Origin of the sequence: Asanoa sp. WMMD1127 (genome assembly GCF_029626225.1) — a bacterium.
GTDB lineage: Bacteria > Actinomycetota > Actinomycetes > Mycobacteriales > Micromonosporaceae > Asanoa.
On sequence record NZ_JARUBP010000001.1, the window covers coordinates 5,357,522 to 5,376,876 of the forward strand.

Here is a 19,355-nt window from a genome sequence, read left to right on the forward strand (position 1 = left end):
GAGGGCAGCGATGAGACGACGCGTTCTCGCACCGATCCTGCTCGCGGTCGCGGTCGCCGCGGGACCGACCACCGCCGCCGCCCACGGGCGCGGTCCGAACCCGCCGGAGGGCCTCGCGCCGACCGGCGCCGACATGCCGACCGTCGGGGGCAACCTGGCCAACCAGCACTACTCCGGACTCACGCAGATCAACCAGCGCAACCTCGACAAGCTCGGACCGGCCTGGCGTACGCACGTCTCGGCGGTCGCACCGGCCAGCGACGACGTCGGGCAGCAGACGACGCCGATCGTCGCCGACGGGGTCATCTATCTCGACACGCCGCGCGGTGAGGTGATCGCCGTCGACGGCGCGACCGGCGCGCCCAGGTGGAAGTGGTCCCCCGAAGGCTTCGAGCCGGCGGGCACCAGGCGCGGCGTCTCCATCGGCGAGGGCAAGGTCTTCACGCTCGCCGACGGCGACCGGATCGTGGCGCTCGACAAGGACACCGGCCGACAGGTCTGGGCCGTGCAGCCGGCGGTGCAGGCCGGCGTCGACCTGGGCAGCATCGATCGGGTGGCGACGGTCTACCACGACGGCATCGTCTATGCCCATGCCGCCAACGGCGACCGGGCCGCGGTGGTCGCGGTGCGGGCCAGCGACGGTGGCCACCTGTGGCACTTCTTCGGCGGGCCGGACCGCGGCACCGTCTTCACCGACGTCGACGGCGACTCGGTCGACGCCGGCGCCACCTGGGGACCGGTGCTGCCCGACGGCACCGACTGCGCCCTCGAAGGTGGCGCGACGCCGTGGATGCACGGCGCGGTCGACCCGGGCCTGGGCTACTACTACATGACCTTCGGCAACGCCCGCAGCTGCCGCAGCTCGCAGGACGGCTCCCAGCGCCCGGGCGACAACCTGTTCTCCAGCACCATGGTCGCGGTCGACGCGAAGACCGGGAACTACAAGTGGCACTACCAGTCGATCCGGCACGACGTGTGGGACATGGACAACGTCCACCCGCCGACGCTGGCCGACATCAAGGTGCGGGGCCACGAGCGCAAGGTGGTGTTCTACGGCAGCAAGTCGGGGCACCAGTTCGTGCTCGACCGCACCAACGGCCGGCCGGTGCTGCCGGTGCACCAGCCGATGATCCAGGACTCGCGGCAGCACCACGCCCCGACCCAGCCGTTCCCTGCGCACCGCCTGCTGCCCGAATGCGTGGTCTGGCAGAAGCTCGACCCGGACAACGTGCCGGGCGACCCGTGGCGCGCCGTGCCGAACTACAACGGCTACCAGCCGGACGCCGACGGCAACCTCGTCTTCAACCCGGACAGCTACGTGGCGGCGGACGAGCCGTTCCTGACCTACCCGCAGGGATATCCCACGAACCACCGCCGGGGCTGCATGTACGACCCGCAGTGGGACCTGCCCATCCTGTCGACCACCAGCCAGAACGGCGGGGCCGACTGGTCGAACAACGCCTACAGCCACCGCACCAACCTGGTCTACTACCCCTACGGCACCAACCCGGTCGCGCACTGGAACGGCGCCGGCGCCAACGGGCAACGGGCGATCGGCCAGTACCAGACCGGCGGCATCCTCGCCTACGACGCCTCGACCGGGAAGGTGCGCTGGCGCAACCATCTCGGCACCGACATGTCCCACGGCCAGGGCCCGCTGACGACGGCCAGCGACCTGCTCTTCGTCGGGCAGATCGACGGCCGGTTCCTGGCGATGGACGCCCGCGACGGCGACGTCCTGTGGGAGTTCCAGACGGGCACCGGCATCGCCGGCGCGCCGATCACCTACGAGGTCGACGGCGAGCAGTACGTCGCCGTGTTCGCCGCCGGGTCGACCAACCCGTACGGCGGCTCGGTGACGCAGGGTGACTCCCTGTGGGCGTTCAAGCTCGGCGGGGCCTACCGGACCGGGTCGGGCAGCCAGGAAGGGCCGGAGCCGGCGCCGCTGGCGATCCGCCGGCCGGTGCAGGGCGGTCCGGTCGAAGGGTCCACGGTGGACAACACCGTGCTGCTGGCCCGGCGGGACCGCACGACCGACACCGCGGCGGCCCGCGACGGCACCGCGCAGAACGCCATGTCGCCCACCCACCTGCGCGTCCCGGTGGGCACGACGGTGACCTTCCGCAACCCGGGCGCGGAGACGTTCCCGAACTTCCCGAACCAGTTGCCGCACTGCGCGACCCAGTACTTCGAGGGGTTGTTCAACGCCAAGCTGGACCCCGGAGAGAGCTTCCGGTTCACCTTCGACCGGGCCGGCGACTATTACTTCAACGACTGCACGGACCCACGGCCGGCCGGCAAGATCGAGGTATACCTGACGCCACAGGACCTGCCGGGCGCCGCGCGGTTCCTGCCGTCGACCCTCGACCTCGGTTCGCGGACCGGAGTCTTCACCGGCGTCCGCGGCGCCGCCGTCGCGACGCTGACCCTGCCGGCCGGCCACCGGCTCGACGGCGACGTCGTGCTGCGGACGCCGTTGTCGGTGACTCCGGTGCCGGCGCGAGGCGCGACAGCGATCGGTCGCACCGTCCTCGTGTGGTTCGACAAGGCGGACCTCGACAACAACGTGCCGGCGGGCGAGGCCGTACCGCTGACGCTGGTGGCCAACGTCCTGCGCGACGGACAACAGCAGCAGGTCACGTCGACCGCGACGGTCCGGATCACCAAGTAGACGGGCGCGCGTGAGGACCGGTGCGGGCGCCGCACCGGTCCTTTCGCGTCAGGCGGGTCCAAGGTACGTGGGCCGGACGGCCGGCGGCATCGGGCCCTTGTTACGGCGGCCCTGGTTCGCCTCCTCCCACGCGTGGGCGAGGATGCCGACCGAGCGGCCGAGCACGAACAGCCCGCGGGCCAACGGCGGCGCGAAGCCCAGCTCCGCGTAGACCACCGCCGTACAACCATCCACATTGATGGGAATCGGTCGGTCGCGACCGGCCGCCAGCCGGCGTTCGATCGCCTCGGCCGCCCGCAGATGGGCGCCGGCCACGACGCCCTGGTCCACCGCCTCCCGGACGAGGTCCAGCAACGGGTCGCGGCGCGGGTCCGTGCGGTGGAACCGGTGGCCGAACCCGGGCAGATATTTGGAGCGGGCACGCCACTCGTCGACCGCCGCAGCGGCCGCGTGGTCCGCGTCGGCGCCGTCCGTCGCGCGGCGCAGCACGTCGTCCAGCAGTTCCATGCACTGCTCGCCCGCACCGCCGTGGACGTCGCCCAGCGTGTTGACCGCGCTCGCCATCGCGCTGTTGAGGCCGATGCCGCAGGTGACCGCCATGCGCGCGACCGCGATCGACGGCGCGTGCGGCCCGTGGTCGACCGAGGAGACCAACGCCGCTTCCAGCAGCCGCTCCTGGCCCGGGCTCGGCAGGTCACCGCGCAACAGCAGCCAGACGACGCCGACGAAGCTGGTCCGGCCGATCAGCTCCTGGACCGGCCGGCCGCGCAGCTCGATGACGTCGGGCTCCACCCTCGAGACCGCCGTGGCCCACCAGTCCGACACGTCCGAGAGCGTGGGCTCGCTCATCGGCCGGACACCTCCCGGACAGCCGGCGCGGGCTCAGGGTCGTTGTGCTCGCCGAGCAGCGGTGGCGGCGTCGTCGGCCGGCAGGGCGCGCCGTTGACGAGCACGCCGTTGCCGCTGACCCGCAGGGTGCGACCGGGCTGCGTGGGGAACGGAAGGTCCGTGAAGAAGCCACGCGAGCGCAGCTGCTCAAGCTGCACCGCCTGGGGGACGGTCAGGATGCGCGCCGCCGGAACGCCGGCCCGGGAGAGCAGGTCCTCCCACTCCACCGCCGGGCGGTGGCGCAGCGCGGCGTTCAGCTCGCGGTTGAGGGCGGCCCGGTGCGCCTTGCGGGCCTCACGGTCGGCGAACCGTTCGTCGGTCAGCAGGTCCTCCCGCCGCACCAGCCGGCACAGGACCTCGAACTGCTCCTGCCGGTTGGCCGCGATGTTGAGGGGACCGTCCGCGGCGTCGAAGGTGCCCGACGGCGCGGCGGTGGCGTTCTGGTCGCCCATCGGCTCCGGGGCGACGCCGCTGACGAGGTAGTTGGACGCGGCCCAGCCCATCGCCGACAGCGAGGCCTCGAGCATCGAGACGTCGAGGAACACGCCCTCGCCGGTGCGGGCGCGACCGGCCAGCGCGGCGCAGATGGACATGGCCGCGACGAGGCCACCGATCGAGTCGGAGACCGGGAACCCGACGCGCAGCGGCACCGTGTCCGGCGTACCCGTGATGCTCATCATCCCGGACAGGCCCTGGATGATCTGGTCGTACGCGGGCGCCTGGCTCATCGGCCCCGTCTGCCCGAAGCCGGAGATGGCGCAGTAGACGAGCCGGGGGTTCGCGGCGTGCAGGACGTCCCAGCCGTAGCCCATCCGGTCGAGCACCCCGGCCCGGAAGTTCTCGAGCAGCACGTCCGACTCGCGCACGAGGTCGTCGAAGCGGGCCCGGTCGGCGAGCGCCTTCAGGTCGAGCTCGATCGACTTCTTGCCGGCGTTCTGGGCGAGGAACGACGCGCCGACGAGGTTCTCGTTGAGCGCGGGATCGGGGCCCAGCCGGCGGGCCAGGTCGCCCTGCCCGGGCCGTTCCACCTTGACGACCTCGGCGCCCAGCAGCATGAGCTGATAGCTGCAGTAGGGGCCGGCCAGCACGTTGGTCAGGTCGAGGACGCGTACGCCGCGCAGCGGTCGGTCAGCCATACGTTGCCTCTCGACGGATTCGGACCCGGCTATTGCCACGGGACCTCGCCGCCCGTACGTTACACGTAGTCCGCAGAACGGTCCAGAAGTGCCGCTCAGTGGTCCACGGAGAGGAGCCGCATGTCGTCGACGTCGATCGGATGCCTCGTCGCCGGAGAATGGCGCACGGACGGTCCACACGTCGAGCGGCTCGGCCCGTGGACGCGCGACGTCGTCAGCACCGCCCGGCAGGCGGGCGACGACGACGTCCGCGCGGCGCTGGACTACGCGCGCGGTGGCGCCCGCGCCGTCGCCCGGATGTCACCGGCCGCCCGGGCGGCCGTGCTCGACCGCGCGGCCACGGCGGTCGCCGGGCAGCGCGAGAGCCTCGCCCGGCTGCTGGCGCTCGAGCTCGGCAAGCCGCTCAAGGACGGTCGCGGCGAGATCGACCGGGTCGCCGACACCTTCGCCGTGTCCGCCGCCGAGGCGCGGCACATCGGGGGCGAGGTGCTGCCGGTCGCCGGCTGGGCCCGGGGCGTCGGCAACACCGCGCTGACCCACCGGGCGCCCGTCGGCGTCGCCCTGGCGATCACACCGTTCAACGCGCCGGCCAACCTGCTGGCGCACAAGCTCGCGGCGTCCTTCGCGGCCGGCAACAGCACGCTGGTCAAGCCGCCGCCGCAGGCGCCGGCCGTCTCGGCGGCGCTGGTCGCGCTCCTGCTCGAGTGCGGGCTGCCGCCCGAGGCGGTGCAGGTGCTGCACGGCGACGGCGCGCTCGGCGCGACGCTGTGCGCGGCGCCCGAGGTCGGCGTCATCAGCTTCACCGGGAGTGCCGCGACGGGCGCGGCGGTGGCGCGGGCCGCCGGCGCCAAGCGGCTGGTGCTGGAGCTGGGCGGCAACGCGGCCACGATCGTGTGCGCGGACGCCGACGTCGCCGCGGCCGCGCGGGTCTGCGCCGCCACCGGCTACAGCAACTCGGGACAGAGCTGCATCTCGGTCCAACGGGTCTATGTGCAGCGGGCCCGCTTCGACGAGTTCGTCGACGCCTTCACCGCCGAGGTCGAGAAGCTCACGGTCGGCGACCCGCTGGGGGAGGGCACCGACGTCGGCTCCATGGTGGACGACGAGGCCGCCGAGCGCGTGGTGTCCTGGGTGCGGGCCGCCGGCGCCGGCGGGGCCCGGATCACCACGGGCGGCCGCCGGGAGGGGGCGACGGTGCTGCCGACGGTGGTCGCGGCGCCGCCGGCCGACGCCACGCTCGTCCGGGAGGAGGTGTTCGGCGCGGCCGTCGCGGTCCTGCCCTACGACGACTTCGACGACGTGATCGCCGTCTGCAACGACAGCCGTTACGGCCTGCAGGCCGGCCTGTTCACCCACGACGTGCGACGGATCGTCACGGCATGGCGGGAGCTCGAGGTGGGCGGTCTCGTGGTCAACGGGTCGTCCAACTTCCGGCTCGACCACGTGCCGTTCGGCGGGGTCAAGGACTCCGGTTTCGGGCGCGAGTCCCCCCGTTGGATGATCGACGACTACACCGTCGTCAAGACGTTGCTGCTGCGCGGGATGTCCCTGTTCGGCGACCAGGAGAGTGTGTGATGAGCAGTCAGCTCACCGGAGCCGATACGACCACTGCCGCGGATGCCCTCGTCGCGCAACTCCGGTCGTACGGCGTCGAGCATGTCTTCGGGCTGTGCGGCCACACCAACATCGCCCTGCTCGACGCGCTGGGCCGCAGCGACATCCGGTTCGTCATCGCCCGGCACGAGCAGGCCGCGGCGCACGCGGCCGACGGCTACGCGCGCGCCACGGGGAAGCCGGGCGTCGTGCTGGTGCACGTCGGCCCGGGCCTGACCAACGCCGTCACCGGCGTGCTGACCGCCGCGATGGACTCGGTGCCGCTCGTGGTGATCAGCGGCGACATACCGTCCTACTACCACGGACGGCACCCGCACCAGGAGGTCAACCTCCACGCCGACGCCGACCAGACCGCGATCTACCGGCCGTTCGTCAAGCGGGCCTGGCACGTGCACCGGGCCGCCGACCTGTCCCGGTTCGCCGAGCGCGCGTTCTGGACGGCGACCGCCGGCCGCCCGGGCGCCGTGCTGCTCAGCGTGCCGATGGACCACTTCTCCCGTCCGGTGCCGGCGGACGCGGCGACCGCCTTCCCCCTCGCCGCACATGAACCGCCCGCCCTCGCGGCCGACGTCGCCGGGCGCATCGCCGACCTGCTCGTCGCGGCCGAGCGTCCGCTGGTCTACCTGGGCGGTGGGCTGCGCCGGGGGCCTGGGCTCGACGCGCTGCGCCGGCTCGTCGAACACCTCGACATCCCGGTGGCGCATTCGCTGATGGCGAAGGGCACCCTGCCCGACACGCACCCGCTCCTGCTGGGCATGCCGGGCTTCTGGGGTCTGGAGCTGACCAACCGGCACACCCGCGAGGCCGACGTGGTCCTCGCCCTGGCCACCCGGTTCGCCGAGACCGACGCGAGCTCGTGGGACCGCCGCTTCACCTGGCAGTTCCCGCCCGGCCGGCTCATCCAGATCGACATCGACCCGGCCGAGATCGGTCGCAACTTCCCGGTCGCCGTGGGGGCGGTCGCCGACGTCAGCGACGCCGTCCAGGCGATCGACGCCGCCGTCCGGGAGCGGCAGCCGGCGCCGCGGCAGCGCACGGGCTTGCGGGACACGATCACGGCCGCTCGCCGCACCCTGTTCGCCGAGAGCCGGCAGCGCGGCGCTAGCGAGCAGTTCCCGCTGCGCCCCGAACGGATCCTGACCGACCTGCGCGCCCACCTGCCGACCGACGCCATCCTCGTCACCGACGTCGGCTGGAACAAGAACGGCGTGGCGCAGTGCTACGAGCTGCCCGATGAGGGCCGGTTCATCACACCGGGCGGCGCGTCGACGATGGGGTTCGGGCCGGCTGCCGCGGTCGGCGTGCAGATCGCCCGACCCGACCGCACCGTGGTCGCCCTGGTCGGCGACGGCGGGATGAGCGCGCAGCTGCCGGCCGTTCCGATGGCCGTCGAGCAGGGCGCACCGGTGCTGTTCGTGGTGATGAACAACCGGTCCCACGGCACCATCTCCGACCTCCAGTCGGCCAACTTCGGGCGCAGCTTCGGCTGCGACTTCCAGGGACCGGACGGCCAGCCCTACAGCCCGGACTTCGCCGCCTACGGCCGCGCCTGCGGCGCCGACGGCTACGCGATCGACAGCGCCGCGGCCTTCGGCGACGCGCTGAAGGCCGCGCTGGCGGCCAGGCGGCCGGCGGTGATCGACGTTCCGATGGTCAACGAGCCCGTGCCCACGCCGGGCCACTGGAACATCAAGGACATCTATCAGGGCGTCTTCGAATAGGGGCGGGCGACGTGGACCGCTTGTTCATCCTCAACGGGCCGAACCTGAACATGCTCGGTCGCCGCGAGCCGCAGACCTACGGCCGCACCACGTTGGCGCAGATCGAGACCCGCTGCCTCGGCCTGGCCGAGGAGCTCCGCTTCGACGCGGTGTTCCGGCAGTCCGACAGCGAGGCGGACCTGATCGGCTGGGCACACCAGGCCTTCGCCGAGTCAGCCGCGGTCATCGTCAACCCGGCCGGGCTGTCGACGCGCTCGGTGGCGCTCTATGACGCGCTGCGCATGCTCGACCGGCCGGTCGTCGAGGTGCACCTGACCAACGTGTTCGCCCGCGAACCGGTCTACCACACCGACCTGGTGACCGCCCGCGCGGCGAGCGGGTTCGTCGCCGGCTTCGGCGCCGACGTCTACGAGCTGGCCATGCGCGGCCTCCGGGACCGCCTCGACCACCAGGGCTGACCATGCGCTTCGGGATCGCCGGCTGCGGCCGGATCGCGCGCAACCACGTCGCCGCCCTGCGGGACGTGGCCGGCGTCGAGGTCGTCGCGGTGGCCGATGTGGACGGTGGGCGGGCACGCGCCTTCGCGGAGCGGCACGGCGTGCCGCGGGCGTACGACGATGTCGAGGCGATGCTGGCCGCCGGGCTGGACGCCGTGACGATCTGCACGCCGCACGGCGCCCACGAGGCCGGCGTGCTGGCCGCGGCCCGGCACGGCGTGCACGTCCTCTGCGAGAAGCCGGTGGCGTTGCGGGTGGAGCAGGCCGACCGGATGGTCGCCGCGACCGCGGCCGCCGGAGTGCGGTTCGGAGTGCTGTTCCAGCGTCGGTTCTGGCCGGCCGCCATGCGCATCCGGGCCGCCATCGACGACGGCCGGCTGGGCCGACCGATCTGCGGCGCCGTCGTCGCGCGGCTCAACCGCGACGCCGCCTACTACGCCGAGCCGTGGCGGGGACGGTTGGCCACGGAGGGCGGTGGCGTCCTGATGACCCAGGCGATCCACCACGTCGATCTCCTGCTGTGGTACCTCGGGCCGGCCCGCCGGGTGACCGGTCGGTGCGCGACGCTGGTGCACCGCGGCGTCATCGAGGTCGAGGACACCGCGGCCGCGATCGTGGAGTTCGCCTCGGGGGCCATCGCCACGATCCAGGCCGGCACCACCTTCCGCCCCGGCCTCGGCGTCCAGGTGTGGGTCGGCGACGGATCCGGGCACACGCTCGGACTCTCGGAGTTCCCGGAAGGCGTCGGCGCCACCGACGTGTCGACACTGGACGGTGAGCGCGTGCTCGATGCCGGACCGGCCACGGCGGCCATGGCCGACCTGCCGCTGGGGGACATTCACGACCGGCTCGCGCCCTACCACGCGCTGCAGGTGCGGGACTTCGTGGCGGCGCTCCGGGAGGACCGCGAGCCTGCTGTCACGGGCCTGGACGCGATCCGGTCGCTCGAGGTCGTCGAGGCGATCTACCGCTCCTCGCGGACCGGGGAGGCCGTCGAGGTCGGCCGGTGGTAGGCGTGCGTGCTCCGCCGCACCCGTGGTAGAAAGATACATGCGTCGATGTCTTGCGCGTCTGGCGGTCGTGCTGACGGCCCTCCCTCTGCTCGCGGTCGCCGCGCCGGCCGCGCTGGCGGCCACCGTGGCACCCGCGCTCGTCGTCAACGGCGACTTTCCCGACCCCGACGTGTCGCGGTTCGGCTCGACCTACTACGCCTACTCGACCAACAACGGCTTCGGCAACGTCCCGGTGGCCTCGGCCCCGGCGTTGAGCGGGCCCTGGACCAGGCGGGGCAATGCCCTGCCGACGCTCGGCGCCTGGGCCAGCGGCGGTCTCACCTGGGCGCCCGACGTCTCCGTGCGGGCCGACGGCCGCTACCTGCTCTACTACACCGCCCGCAGCACCGCGACGGGGAGGCAGTGCATCGGCGCCGCGCTCGCCACCTCGCCGCTCGGCCCGTTCAGTCCCGTCGGCTCCGGTCCGCTGGTCTGCAACGCGGGCGAGGGCGGCGACATCGACGCGTCGAGCTTCACCGACTCGACCGGGCTGCGCTACCTCCTCTACAAGGACGACGGCAACGCGATCGGGCAGCCGACCAGCCTCTGGTTGCAGCGGGTCGCGGCCGACGGCGTGACACTCCAGGGCGCGCGGGTGGAGCTGCTGCGCAGCGGCCGGTCCGAGGAGAACGGCGTCATCGAGGCGCCGGCGCTGACCAAGGTCGGCAACAGCTACGTGCTCTTCTACTCGCTCGGCGGGTACGGCGGTGACGCGTACCAGACGAGCTACGCGACCGCGACGGCGTTGACCGGGCCCTACACGAAGGCCTATCGGTCCCTGCTGACGACCGCGAGCCTCGACGGCGCGGTGCGGGGACCCGGCGGCGCCGACGTCGTGCGCGAGAGCGGCGGTGACCACATCGTCTTCCACGGCTGGATCAACAACAACACCGCCCGGGGCATGTACGTGGCCGCGCTGGGCTGGTCGGGCGGCTATCCGGTCGTGCGCGGCAGCCGGGTCCGCTACGAAGCGGAGCGCGGGGTGCTCACCCGCTGCTCGGTGCGCGCCACGGCCGGCGCGTCGCAGGGCCAGGTGGTCGCCTACATCGACTACGCCGACAGCGCCGTCGACATCTCCGTCTTCGCGCCGCGGGCCGGCGCCTACACGGTCCACATCGGATATGCGGCCGGCTTCGGCGATGCCCAGCACACGCTGGGGGTCAACGGCGGCGCCGCGCAGGTGGTCGCCTATCCGAACACCGGTTGGGAGACCTGGCGTGAGGTCAGGGCCGACGTCACGCTCGTGGCCGGCGCCAACACGGTCCGGCTCGGCTTCCAGAGCCGATGGGCCGAGCTCGACTACATCGAGGTGGCCTGAGCCTGGTGGTCAGGCGGCGAGATAGCGGACGATCATGTCAGCGCACATCGCCCGGTAATGGTCGTGGCGGGCCGGGTCCACCAGGTCCCGGCCGAAGATGGTGCCGAACGTGTGGCGGTTGGCCACCCGGAACACGCAGAACGCGCTGATCATCATGTGGACGTCGATCGCGTCGACGTCCGCCCGGAACACGCCCTGGGCCCGACCGCGCCGCAGGATGCCGTCGAGCAGCGAGACGACCGGGCCGGCGAGGTCGACCATCTCGACCAGTTCCTTGACGTGCTCGGCGTTGTGGATGTTCTCGATGCTGACGAGCCGGATGAACTCCGGGTGGGCGCCGTGATGGTCGAAGGTGACCCCGGCGACCCGCCGCAGGGCGTCGACGGGGTCGAGGTCGTCGACGTCGACGCCGCGCTCGGCCGTCCGGATGCGGGAGTAGGCCCGCTCCAGCACGGCGATGTAGAGCTGCTTCTTGCCGCCGAAGTGGTAATAGATCATCCGCTTCGTGGTGCGGGTCAGCGCCGCGATCTCGTCGACCCGTGAGCCGTCGTAGCCGCGCGCCGCGAACTCGGCGGTGGCCACGTCGAGGATCTCGGCGCGGGTCCGGGCGCTGTCCCGCACCCGTTCCGGCGCCGCCGTGCTCGGCGTTCGTGCCATCCCAGCTCTCCGTTCCGGTCGCACAGGCCTTGACTTCGCCTCAGCGCGGTGGCTAACTAACGTACCAGTTCGTATAACTCACGTGATCGGACCTGACGCGGGAGGGATCCGTGTCGCTGGGGCAGTCAGGCGTCGCCGAACGGGTGGGCGAAACCGCGTTCCGACATGTCGCGGGCCACCTGCTTGAGGTCGGCCGCGAACTCGCTCACCCGGTCTTCCGTGAACCGGATCGCGGGACCGCTCAGCCCGAGCGCGGCGATGACCGTCCCGGACCGGCCGAGGATCGGGGCGGCGACGGCGGCCAGGCCGTCCTCGCGCTCGCCATGGCTCTCGGCGTAGCCCCGCGTCGCCGCCTCGTCGATCCACTCCCGCAGCCGCCGCACGTGCCCGGCGCCGTAGGGGGAGCTGCGGGCGATGCGTTCGAGCAGCCCGGCGGAGGCGTCGCGGAGCAGCACCTTCGCGGACGCGCCGGCCCACATCGGCAGCTCGTCGCCGACGTGGACGACATGCCGCAGCGGCTGGGGGCCTTCCTGGCGGGCGATGCAGACCCGCCAGATGTCGCGGGCGACGTAGACACTGACCGTCTCGCGGTGGCGTCCGGCGAGCTCGCGCATGACGCGCTGGGTGTCGGGCGGGAGCTCCCAGCTGCGTTGCGCGAGATGGGCCCAGCGCCAGAGCCCCGGGCCCGCCATGTATCCGCTCGGGGTCGCCCACAGCAGACCGCTCTGCTCGAGCGTGGATACCATCCGCAGCACCGTGGTCTTGGCGAGGCCGGTGGCCTCGACGATCTCCCGGACCGAGATGGCGGGGCGGTCGACGGTCAGCAGCCCGAGGATGTCGAGCGCGCGCTGGACACTGCGGACGCCTTGCTGGTCGGCCGCGTCACCGGCCGGCATCGGCTCGGCGGGGACTTTCCGCTTGCTGGGCGCAGCCACGCAGACCCACCTTCCTCACGCTCCGCGCAATGGTACCGATCGCGCCGATTGCCGCCGACGTAACGGTCCGGACTCGACACCTTGCCACGACCGACCGCCGGCCCGTACTTTACACGCAGTCCACGGTATGGCTCTGAAGGTCCATCTAGTGGACCGCCGTCCCTCTCGAGAGTGAGGCCCATCGTGTTGACAGGAGACAGGCGATGACGGGCCAGCCGCCGCCGGTCGTGGAGGATCCGGCGTCCGGAGCCGCCGAACCGGCCCGGCGGCGGGAGCCGGCCGTGCTGCGGGCGTGGGCCTCGGTGGAGCTGGCGATCGCCTGCGCCGCACTGGTGCTGATCTTCGTCAGTGTGCTCTGGCAGGTCGTCAGCCGGTTCGTCCCGGGGCTCAACTGGCCGGGGGTCGGTGAGCTGGCCGGCTACTCGTTGATCGTCCTGACCTTCATCATGGTGGGCTACCTGATCGGCAACAACGGCCACATCACCATCCAGATCATCGACTACGTCGTCAAAGGCCGGGCGATGGTGGTGGTCAAGGTGATCTCGGCGGCCTGCACGGCGGTCATCTGCGCCCTGCTGGTCTGGGAGGCGATCGAGCTGATCCAGGCCTACCCGAACCGGCGGACCGCCGCTCTCGAGATACCCATCTGGATCATGTACGCGTTCCCCCTGATCGGGTTCGCGTCCGGGACGGTCCGCGCGATCGTACGCATCTTCTACGCCAACCAGGACGACGTGGCGTTCGACGCGGCGGAGGCCCGATGATCCTCGAGCTCTGGATGGTCGGCGTCGCGATCGCGTTCCTGCTGCTGATCCGCGTGCCGGTCGGGCTGGCGTTCATCGGCCCGAGCCTGTGGTGGGCGCTGGCCGACGGCACCTCGAACGGCTTCGCGCTCAAGACCACCTTCGACGGCCTCAACAGCTTCCCGCTGCTGGCCGTGCCGCTGTTCATCCTCGTCGGTGTCATGGCCAACCGGCTCGGCATTGCCGACCGGCTCTACGAGTTCTGCCTCGCGGCGCTCGGCCGGGTACGCGGCAACCTCGCCTACGTCAACGTCGGGTCCGCCGTCGGCTTCTCCTGGATGAGCGGCTCCGCCCTCGCCGACGTCGCGGGCCTCGGCAAGTTGCAGATCCCGCAGATGGTCAAGGCCGGCTATCCGTTCGGGTTCGCCGCCGGACTGACCGCGTCGTCGTCCCTGATCAGCCCCGTGATGCCACCCAGCATCCCGGCCGTCATCTACGCCGCCACGGCGACGGTGTCGACCGGCGCCCTGTTCGCGGCCTCGGTCATCCCGGCGTTCATCATGGCGGCCGGCCTGTGCGTCTACATCTTCTTCTGGACCGCGCGCCGGCCCGACCTGGCCGCGGTGCCGTTCGACCGGAGCCGCTTCGCGCGCGCGTCGGTCGGCGCCGTCGGCCCGATCCTCACCCCGGTCATCCTGCTCGGCGGGATCCTGTCGGGTCTGTTCACGCCGACCGAGGCCGCGTCGGTCGCCGTGCTCTACATGCTCGTGCTCGGTGTCGTCTACCGCACGCTGCGGGTCAGGCTGCTCCTGCAGGCCCTGCGTGAGACGGCGGTCATCACCGGCGGCATCGCGCTCATCCTCGGCGCGGCCGCGCTGCTGGGCCTGATCCTCACGCGGGCCCGGGTCTCGCAGAACGTCGCCGAGTTCCTCACCTCGGTCTCCGAGAACCCGATCGTCTTCATGATCCTGGTCAACGTCATCCTGCTCGTCCTGGGCGCCCTCATCGACGCCACCGCGATCATCCTCGTCACGGTGCCGGTGCTGCTCCCGATCGCGATCGACCTGGGGATCGACCCGGTCTACTTCGGCGTCGTGATGATCATCAACCTGATGATCGGCCTGTTGACACCACCTGTCGGCAGCGTCCTCTACATCACCAGCTCCGTCACCGGTCGCCCGGTGGATCTGGTCTTCCGCGGCGTCGCCCCGTTCCTCGTCCCGCTCGTCGCCGTTCTCGTCCTGATCTCCGCCTTCCCCGACCTCGCCCTGTGGCTGCCCGGAGTGCTCGGGTTCTGACCCGGTCCCGGAAGCCGTCCCGACCGAGAGGTAGACCCCCATGTCGCACACGTCCGTCGGCTGGCGCCGGATCGCCGCGGCGCTCGCCCTCACCCTGCCCATCGCACTGGCCTCCGCCTGTTCCACCGCGAGCAACACGCCCGCGGCCGAAGGCGAGAACCCGACGCTGACGCTCAAGATCGGCAGCTCGCAACCGGAGACCCAGCCCAACTTCTACTGCGGCATGAAGCTGCTCAAGGAACGGATCGAGGGTCAGAACCTCAACCTGACCCTGGACCTGTTCCCGAACAGTCAGCTCGGGCCGGACGCCGAACGCTTCGCCGGCGTCCAGGCCGGTGACATCGACATCGACCTGCAGGGCGGCTCGGCCATGTCGACCGCCTTCCCGAAGATCGGTGTGCTCGACGCGGCGTACGCGTTCAACGACATCGATCATTTCTTCAAGTGGGTCGACTCCAACGGGCAGGACTTCTTCACCGAGTTCAACGCGGCCACCGACACCACGATCGTCGACGCGTGGTACTTCGGGATGCGCACGTTCACCGCGACGGCGCCCATCCGCAAGCCCGAGGACCTGGCCAGCCTCAAGATCCGCTTCCCGAACACGCCGCAGTTCCTGGCCAACGCCAAGGCGCTCGGCGCCAACGCGGTCTCCGTCGCGCTGGAGGAGCTCTACCTCGCCCTTCAGCAGGGTGTCGCGCAGGGCCAGGAAAACCCGGTGGTGGCCACCCACGCGCAGAAGTTCGACGAGATCCTCAAGGTGGCCAGCCTGACCAACCACCAGGTCGGCACCCACTACGTCGTCCTGGCCGACAAGACCCTCGACAAGATGAGTCAGGCCCAGAAGGACGCCCTGTTCAAGGCCATCAAGGACATCCGGGCCGAGAACCGCAAGTGCGTCGACGAGGAGACCGAGAAGGTCATCGACGGCTGGCGGGCGGAGTCGGGCCGCACGGTCGTCGAGATCGACCAGGTCGACCGCCAGGCCTTCATCAGCAAGGCCGAGGCCTACTTCAACACCTACTTCAAGGGCGCGGACCTCGAGCTCTACAAGTCCATCCGATCGTCCGCCGCCTGAGCCCAGGCGAGGTGACCGGAGGGCCGGCTGTGACGCCGGCCCTCCGGCGAAGGGGAGGCACCGTGTCGGAGTCCGTCCTCATCGGACTCGTCGGTGACGGCATCCAGCGGTCGCACACGCCGCTGCTGCACCAGCGCGAGGCCGACCGGCAGGGCATCCGCCTCGTCTACACGACGATCGACAGCCGGATCCGCGGCGTACGCGCACAGGACGTTCCGGACCTGCTCCGGTGGGCCCGCGTGCTGGGTTACCGCGGTCTCAACATCACCCACCCGTTCAAGCAGACGGTCGCCGCGTTCGTCGACGAGCTGTGTGGCGAGGCCGCCGTGCTCGGCGCCGTCAACACGGTCCTGTTCGACGACGACGCCACCCGGGGATACAACACCGACGCCTCCGGGTTCCGGCGCAGCTTCGCGCACTCCTTCGCCGACGCGGCCCGGGCGCGGGTCGTGCAACTCGGCGCCGGCGGAGCGGGCTCGGCCGTCGCGCACGCCCTGCTGGCCCTCGGCGTCGGCCGCCTGACCATCGTCGACGTGGACCGCGCGCGCACCGATCGCCTCGTGGCCCTGCTGGCCGAGGAGTACGGCCCGGAGCGCATCGCCGGCGCCACCTCGGACCACCTGTCGCGCCTGCTGGCCGTGGCCGACGGCGTCGTCAACGCCACCCCGCTCGGCATGGCGCACCACCCCGGCTCGCCGATAGCGGACACCGACCTGCGCGCCGACCTGTGGGTGGCGGACATCGTCTACCGGCCGATCGACACCGCGCTGCTGCGGGCGGCGCGGGCGGTGGGCGCGCCGACCCTGCACGGCGGCGGGATGAGCGTCTTCCAGGCCACCACGGCGTTCGAGCTCTTCACCGGCCGACCGGCCGACGCCGCGGCGATGCTCGCCCACTCGGGTGAGCTCGTCGACGCGGAGCGCTGACGGCTCAGGCGGCCGCCGGCTGCGCGGCGTCGAGGTGGTCGCGGGCGGCCGCCAGCGCCAGCCGGGCGTGCTCCTTGGCGCCCACCTGGGCGACGAGGGTCGCCCGCGGGATCTCCAGGGCGAACGGAAGTCCCGGCGGCAGGGCGTCGAGGATGCCGTGGACGTCTATGCCGCCCTCGCCAGGGAACAGCCGCTCGAAGCGGGCCGTGTGGATGATCTCCTCTGTCGTGGGCGGGACCCCCGGCGGCGCGTCGCACACGTGCACGAAGTGGAACCAGTGCCCGGGCAGCTGCCGCAGGTCGGCGACGCTCGACCCCGAGCGGGCGAAGTGCAACAGGTCGACCAGGATCCCGGCGTTGGGCTGATCCGCGCCTCGCAGCACTCGCACGGTCTCGCGGAGGTCCGGCGTCTCGGTCCACGACGGGAACTCCAGGTCGACCGTCAGGCCCAACGGCCGGGCCAGCTCGCACAGCCGGGCGAACCGGTCGGTCTTGCGCGCGCGGTCCGGGTCCGGCAGCTGGGCGATGACGTGCCGCGCGCCGAGCTCCGCGCCGGCCTCCAGGAACCGCTGGAACTCGTGCGGGTCGTCGTCGGGGCCGATGCGGGCCAGCTCGATGTCCAGGACCTCGATCCCGGTCGCGGCCAGGCGGGCCTTGGTCGACCGCATCAGCGCCGGATCCGTCGCGAGTGGATAGTGCGGCTCCTGGGGCGTGACCCGGCGCAGGCGCAGTCCCACGTAGCGGTAGCCGGCGTCGGCGGCGGCGTCGACGAGCTCCGGGGGCGACAGGCTCAGCGCCGTCAGGTGGGCCAGCGAGTAGTCGTGCCGTCGCGTCGGCGTGTCCCGCAGCGTACGCAGCCGCCGCTCGCGGTGCGCCGCCATCCGCACCGGCGCGCTGGCCGGGTCGCCGAGCCCGCGATAGCCGTCGACGCGCTGCACGACCGAGAAGAAGACGCGCGAGCCCAGCAGCTCGGTGTAGAAGTGCAGCAGCGCCCCGTGCTCGTCCCGGTCATAGAGGATCGAATGCTCCCGGAGGGCGTCGAGCTGGTCGGCCGGCAGGTCGAGGCGCGCGCCGAGGTCGGCGTAGTAGTTGTCGGGGATGGCCAGGATCGGCGCGCCGTGGGCGCGCAGGGCCCGGGCGCTGGCGATCGCGTCGTCGGTGCGGAAGGCGACGTGCTGCGGGCTCGGCACGGCCGGCGCCCAGTCTCCGCGCCGCAGCGGTGCGGTGTTGAGCGCGATCGTGACCAGGTGCTCGGGATCGGCGGCGGCCCGGCCACGGATCAGGCCGAACGGAGCGGCGATCTCGGTGGCCGCCTCGGTGCGCAGGCCCAGCACCGCCCGGTAGAACAGCGTGCTCTCGTCGAAGTCGTCGACCGAGTCGGTCAGCGACACGTGGTCGGTGCCGAGGATCCGGCCGTGACCCGGCGCCAGGTCGCCGGTCGGCCCGAAGTCCTGCAGCCAGTTGTCACCGTCCTGGCCGGCGCCGACCAGGAAGACGGCGGTGCCGTCAGGCGCGGCGACCGACATCAGCTCGGCCTCTTCCGGTTGGCGCAGCCGCGGCAGGACCGGCACCAGCAGTCGGTCGGCGCGGCGGGCCGACGCCGCCGGGTCCGCGCTCTCCAACCCCAGCGCGCAGATCGCCGCGGTGCCGGGTGTGACCGTGCGGTGCGGCGCGTGGTTGAGCAGAATCCGTGCGGCGCCCTGCTCCCACAGCTCAACCGGCTTCGAGCGGTGCTGGCCGGTGTGGGCGAAGCCGAGCGCGGTCAGGGCGCCGGCCACGACCGGCCCTGAGCGGTCGTCCACGGCGAGCTCGGTGAAGACGTGGCCGCCGAGCCGCGGCGCCGGTGGCAGGCCGGCCGGTCGGATGCGGTCCCGGCTCGCGGGTGGTGCGGAGACGCTCACCGCCTCCCGCAGCGCGATCAGCGAGCGCATGCCGTCGATCGCCGCCCGCCGGGGTTCGGCCTGCCGGTAGACGTCGTTGAACACCTCGAGCGAAAGGGGTCCGGTGTAGCCGGTCGACAACACGTGACCGAGGAAGCCGGTGAGGTCGAACGAGCCGAGACCGGGGAAGAGCCGGTGATGGCGGCTCCACTCGACGACGTCGACGGTCATCCGTGGCGCGTCGGCGAGCTGGACGTGGAACAGCTTGGCGCCGGGCACCACCCTGATGCCGGCGGGATCGTCGCCGCGCGACAGCACGTGGAAGCTGTCCAGGCACAGCCCGAGCGCCGGGTGGTCGGCCCGCCGGACGATCCGCCAGGCATGGGCGTACGTGTTGACGAAGCGGCCCCAGGCCAGGGCCTCGTAGGCGACGCGCAGGCCGCGCCGGTGCGCGCGATCGGCGAGCTCGTGCAGCTGTTCGGCCGCGAGGTCGTCGTCGTCGACCGCGTCCCGCGCGACCGTCGAGCACACCAGCAGCGTCGGCGCGCCGAGTCGCTCGAGGATGTCGAAGGTGCGCTCGGCCCGCTTGAGGTTGGCGGCGAGCAGGTCGGGCGGCACCGCCTCGAAGTCACGGAACGGTTGGTAGAGGTCGATCGAGAGACCTCGGCGCACGCACTCGGCCCGCACCCGCTCGGGCGACCACGCCGATGCCACCAGGTCGCTGGCGAAGATCTCGACGCCCCGGAACCGCGCGGCGGCGGCCGCGGCGAGCTTGTCCTCGAGTGTCCCCGAGAGGCTCACGGTCGCGACCGCCGGATGAAGGATGTCGTGGGTCATGCCAACCCCTGCCTCGTTGCCGGGCCATTGACGACCAGACTAAGGTCTGCCTAGCAGTTCGGAAAGTCCGCTAGATGGATCGCCGCCAACCCGTCCCCTCGCGGA

General features: G+C 72.0%; 15 protein-coding genes. 10 read left to right on the forward strand and 5 right to left on the reverse strand.

The window, feature by feature from the left end; translation table 11 throughout:
- Positions 1-10 precede the first annotated feature (10 nt).
- Positions 11-2,671, forward strand: coding sequence for a PQQ-binding-like beta-propeller repeat protein (locus tag O7635_RS25600; protein WP_278083014.1), 2,661 nt, complete (start codon positions 11-13; stop codon positions 2,669-2,671).
- Positions 2,672-2,719: 48 nt separating this feature from the next.
- Here the strand turns inward: O7635_RS25600 and O7635_RS25605 are convergent, their stop codons facing one another.
- The gene (locus O7635_RS25605) at positions 2,720-3,520 is read right to left on the reverse strand and encodes a citryl-CoA lyase (RefSeq protein WP_278083015.1); all 801 of its coding nucleotides are present in this window, start codon (positions 3,518-3,520) and stop codon (positions 2,720-2,722) included.
- The gene (locus O7635_RS25610; protein ID WP_278083016.1) at positions 3,517-4,695 is read right to left on the reverse strand and encodes a CoA transferase; all 1,179 of its coding nucleotides are present in this window, start codon (positions 4,693-4,695) and stop codon (positions 3,517-3,519) included. Before O7635_RS25610 ends, O7635_RS25605 begins: the two co-directional genes overlap by 4 nt.
- Before the next feature lie 120 nt (positions 4,696-4,815).
- On the opposite strand from O7635_RS25610, the gene O7635_RS25615 reads away from it, so the two are divergent.
- The 5 genes from O7635_RS25615 (at position 4,816) to O7635_RS25635 (ending at position 10,897) form a co-directional block, all read left to right on the forward strand.
- Positions 4,816-6,270 (forward strand): aldehyde dehydrogenase family protein, encoded by a 1,455-nt coding sequence (locus O7635_RS25615; protein WP_278083017.1) that lies wholly within the window; start codon positions 4,816-4,818, stop codon positions 6,268-6,270.
- Positions 6,270-8,030 carry a thiamine pyrophosphate-binding protein gene (locus O7635_RS25620; RefSeq protein WP_278083018.1) on the forward strand — a complete coding sequence of 587 codons (1,761 nt, stop codon included), beginning with the start codon at positions 6,270-6,272 and terminating at the stop codon, positions 8,028-8,030. Before O7635_RS25615 ends, O7635_RS25620 begins: the two co-directional genes overlap by 1 nt.
- Before the next feature lie 11 nt (positions 8,031-8,041).
- Entirely contained in the window at positions 8,042-8,488 is a 447-nt protein-coding gene (locus O7635_RS25625; protein ID WP_278083019.1) for a type II 3-dehydroquinate dehydratase, read from the forward strand.
- A gap of 2 nt (positions 8,489-8,490) precedes the next feature.
- Positions 8,491-9,540, forward strand: coding sequence for a Gfo/Idh/MocA family oxidoreductase (locus tag O7635_RS25630; protein ID WP_278083020.1), 1,050 nt, complete (start codon positions 8,491-8,493; stop codon positions 9,538-9,540).
- Positions 9,541-9,607: 67 nt separating this feature from the next.
- Entirely contained in the window at positions 9,608-10,897 is a 1,290-nt protein-coding gene (locus O7635_RS25635; protein ID WP_278083021.1) for a family 43 glycosylhydrolase, read from the forward strand.
- Positions 10,898-10,906: 9 nt separating this feature from the next.
- On the opposite strand, the gene O7635_RS25640 is transcribed toward O7635_RS25635, so the two are convergent.
- Both O7635_RS25640 and O7635_RS25645 read right to left on the reverse strand, forming a co-directional pair.
- The gene (locus O7635_RS25640; protein WP_278083022.1) at positions 10,907-11,554 is read right to left on the reverse strand and encodes a TetR/AcrR family transcriptional regulator; all 648 of its coding nucleotides are present in this window, start codon (positions 11,552-11,554) and stop codon (positions 10,907-10,909) included.
- Positions 11,555-11,679: 125 nt separating this feature from the next.
- Positions 11,680-12,489, reverse strand: a complete 810-nt coding sequence (locus O7635_RS25645; RefSeq protein WP_278083023.1) for an IclR family transcriptional regulator — start codon at positions 12,487-12,489, stop codon at positions 11,680-11,682.
- A 203-nt stretch (positions 12,490-12,692) separates the two neighbouring features.
- Here O7635_RS25645 and O7635_RS25650 point away from each other — a divergent pair, with 203 nt between their 5' ends.
- The 4 genes from O7635_RS25650 to O7635_RS25665 all read left to right on the forward strand — a co-directional run bounded on the left by O7635_RS25650 (position 12,693) and on the right by O7635_RS25665 (position 16,534).
- Complete coding sequence (locus O7635_RS25650; RefSeq protein ID WP_278083024.1) at positions 12,693-13,253, forward strand: TRAP transporter small permease subunit; 561 nt, start codon at positions 12,693-12,695, stop codon at positions 13,251-13,253.
- The gene (locus tag O7635_RS25655; RefSeq protein ID WP_278083025.1) at positions 13,250-14,530 is read left to right on the forward strand and encodes a TRAP transporter large permease; all 1,281 of its coding nucleotides are present in this window, start codon (positions 13,250-13,252) and stop codon (positions 14,528-14,530) included. The genes O7635_RS25650 and O7635_RS25655 overlap by 4 nt, the downstream gene beginning before the upstream one ends.
- A gap of 40 nt (positions 14,531-14,570) precedes the next feature.
- Positions 14,571-15,608 carry a TRAP transporter substrate-binding protein DctP gene (dctP, locus tag O7635_RS25660; RefSeq protein WP_278083026.1) on the forward strand — a complete coding sequence of 346 codons (1,038 nt, stop codon included), beginning with the start codon at positions 14,571-14,573 and terminating at the stop codon, positions 15,606-15,608.
- Positions 15,609-15,670: 62 nt separating this feature from the next.
- Positions 15,671-16,534: a shikimate dehydrogenase gene (locus O7635_RS25665; RefSeq protein ID WP_278083027.1), complete on the forward strand. Its 864-nt coding sequence runs from the start codon at positions 15,671-15,673 to the stop codon at positions 16,532-16,534.
- 4 nt (positions 16,535-16,538) lie between these two features.
- Here O7635_RS25665 and O7635_RS25670 read toward each other — a convergent pair whose 3' ends face one another.
- On the reverse strand, positions 16,539-19,250 hold the full coding sequence (locus O7635_RS25670; RefSeq protein WP_278083028.1) for a TIM barrel protein: 2,712 nt from the start codon (positions 19,248-19,250) through the stop codon (positions 16,539-16,541).
- Positions 19,251-19,355: the final 105 nt, after the last annotated feature.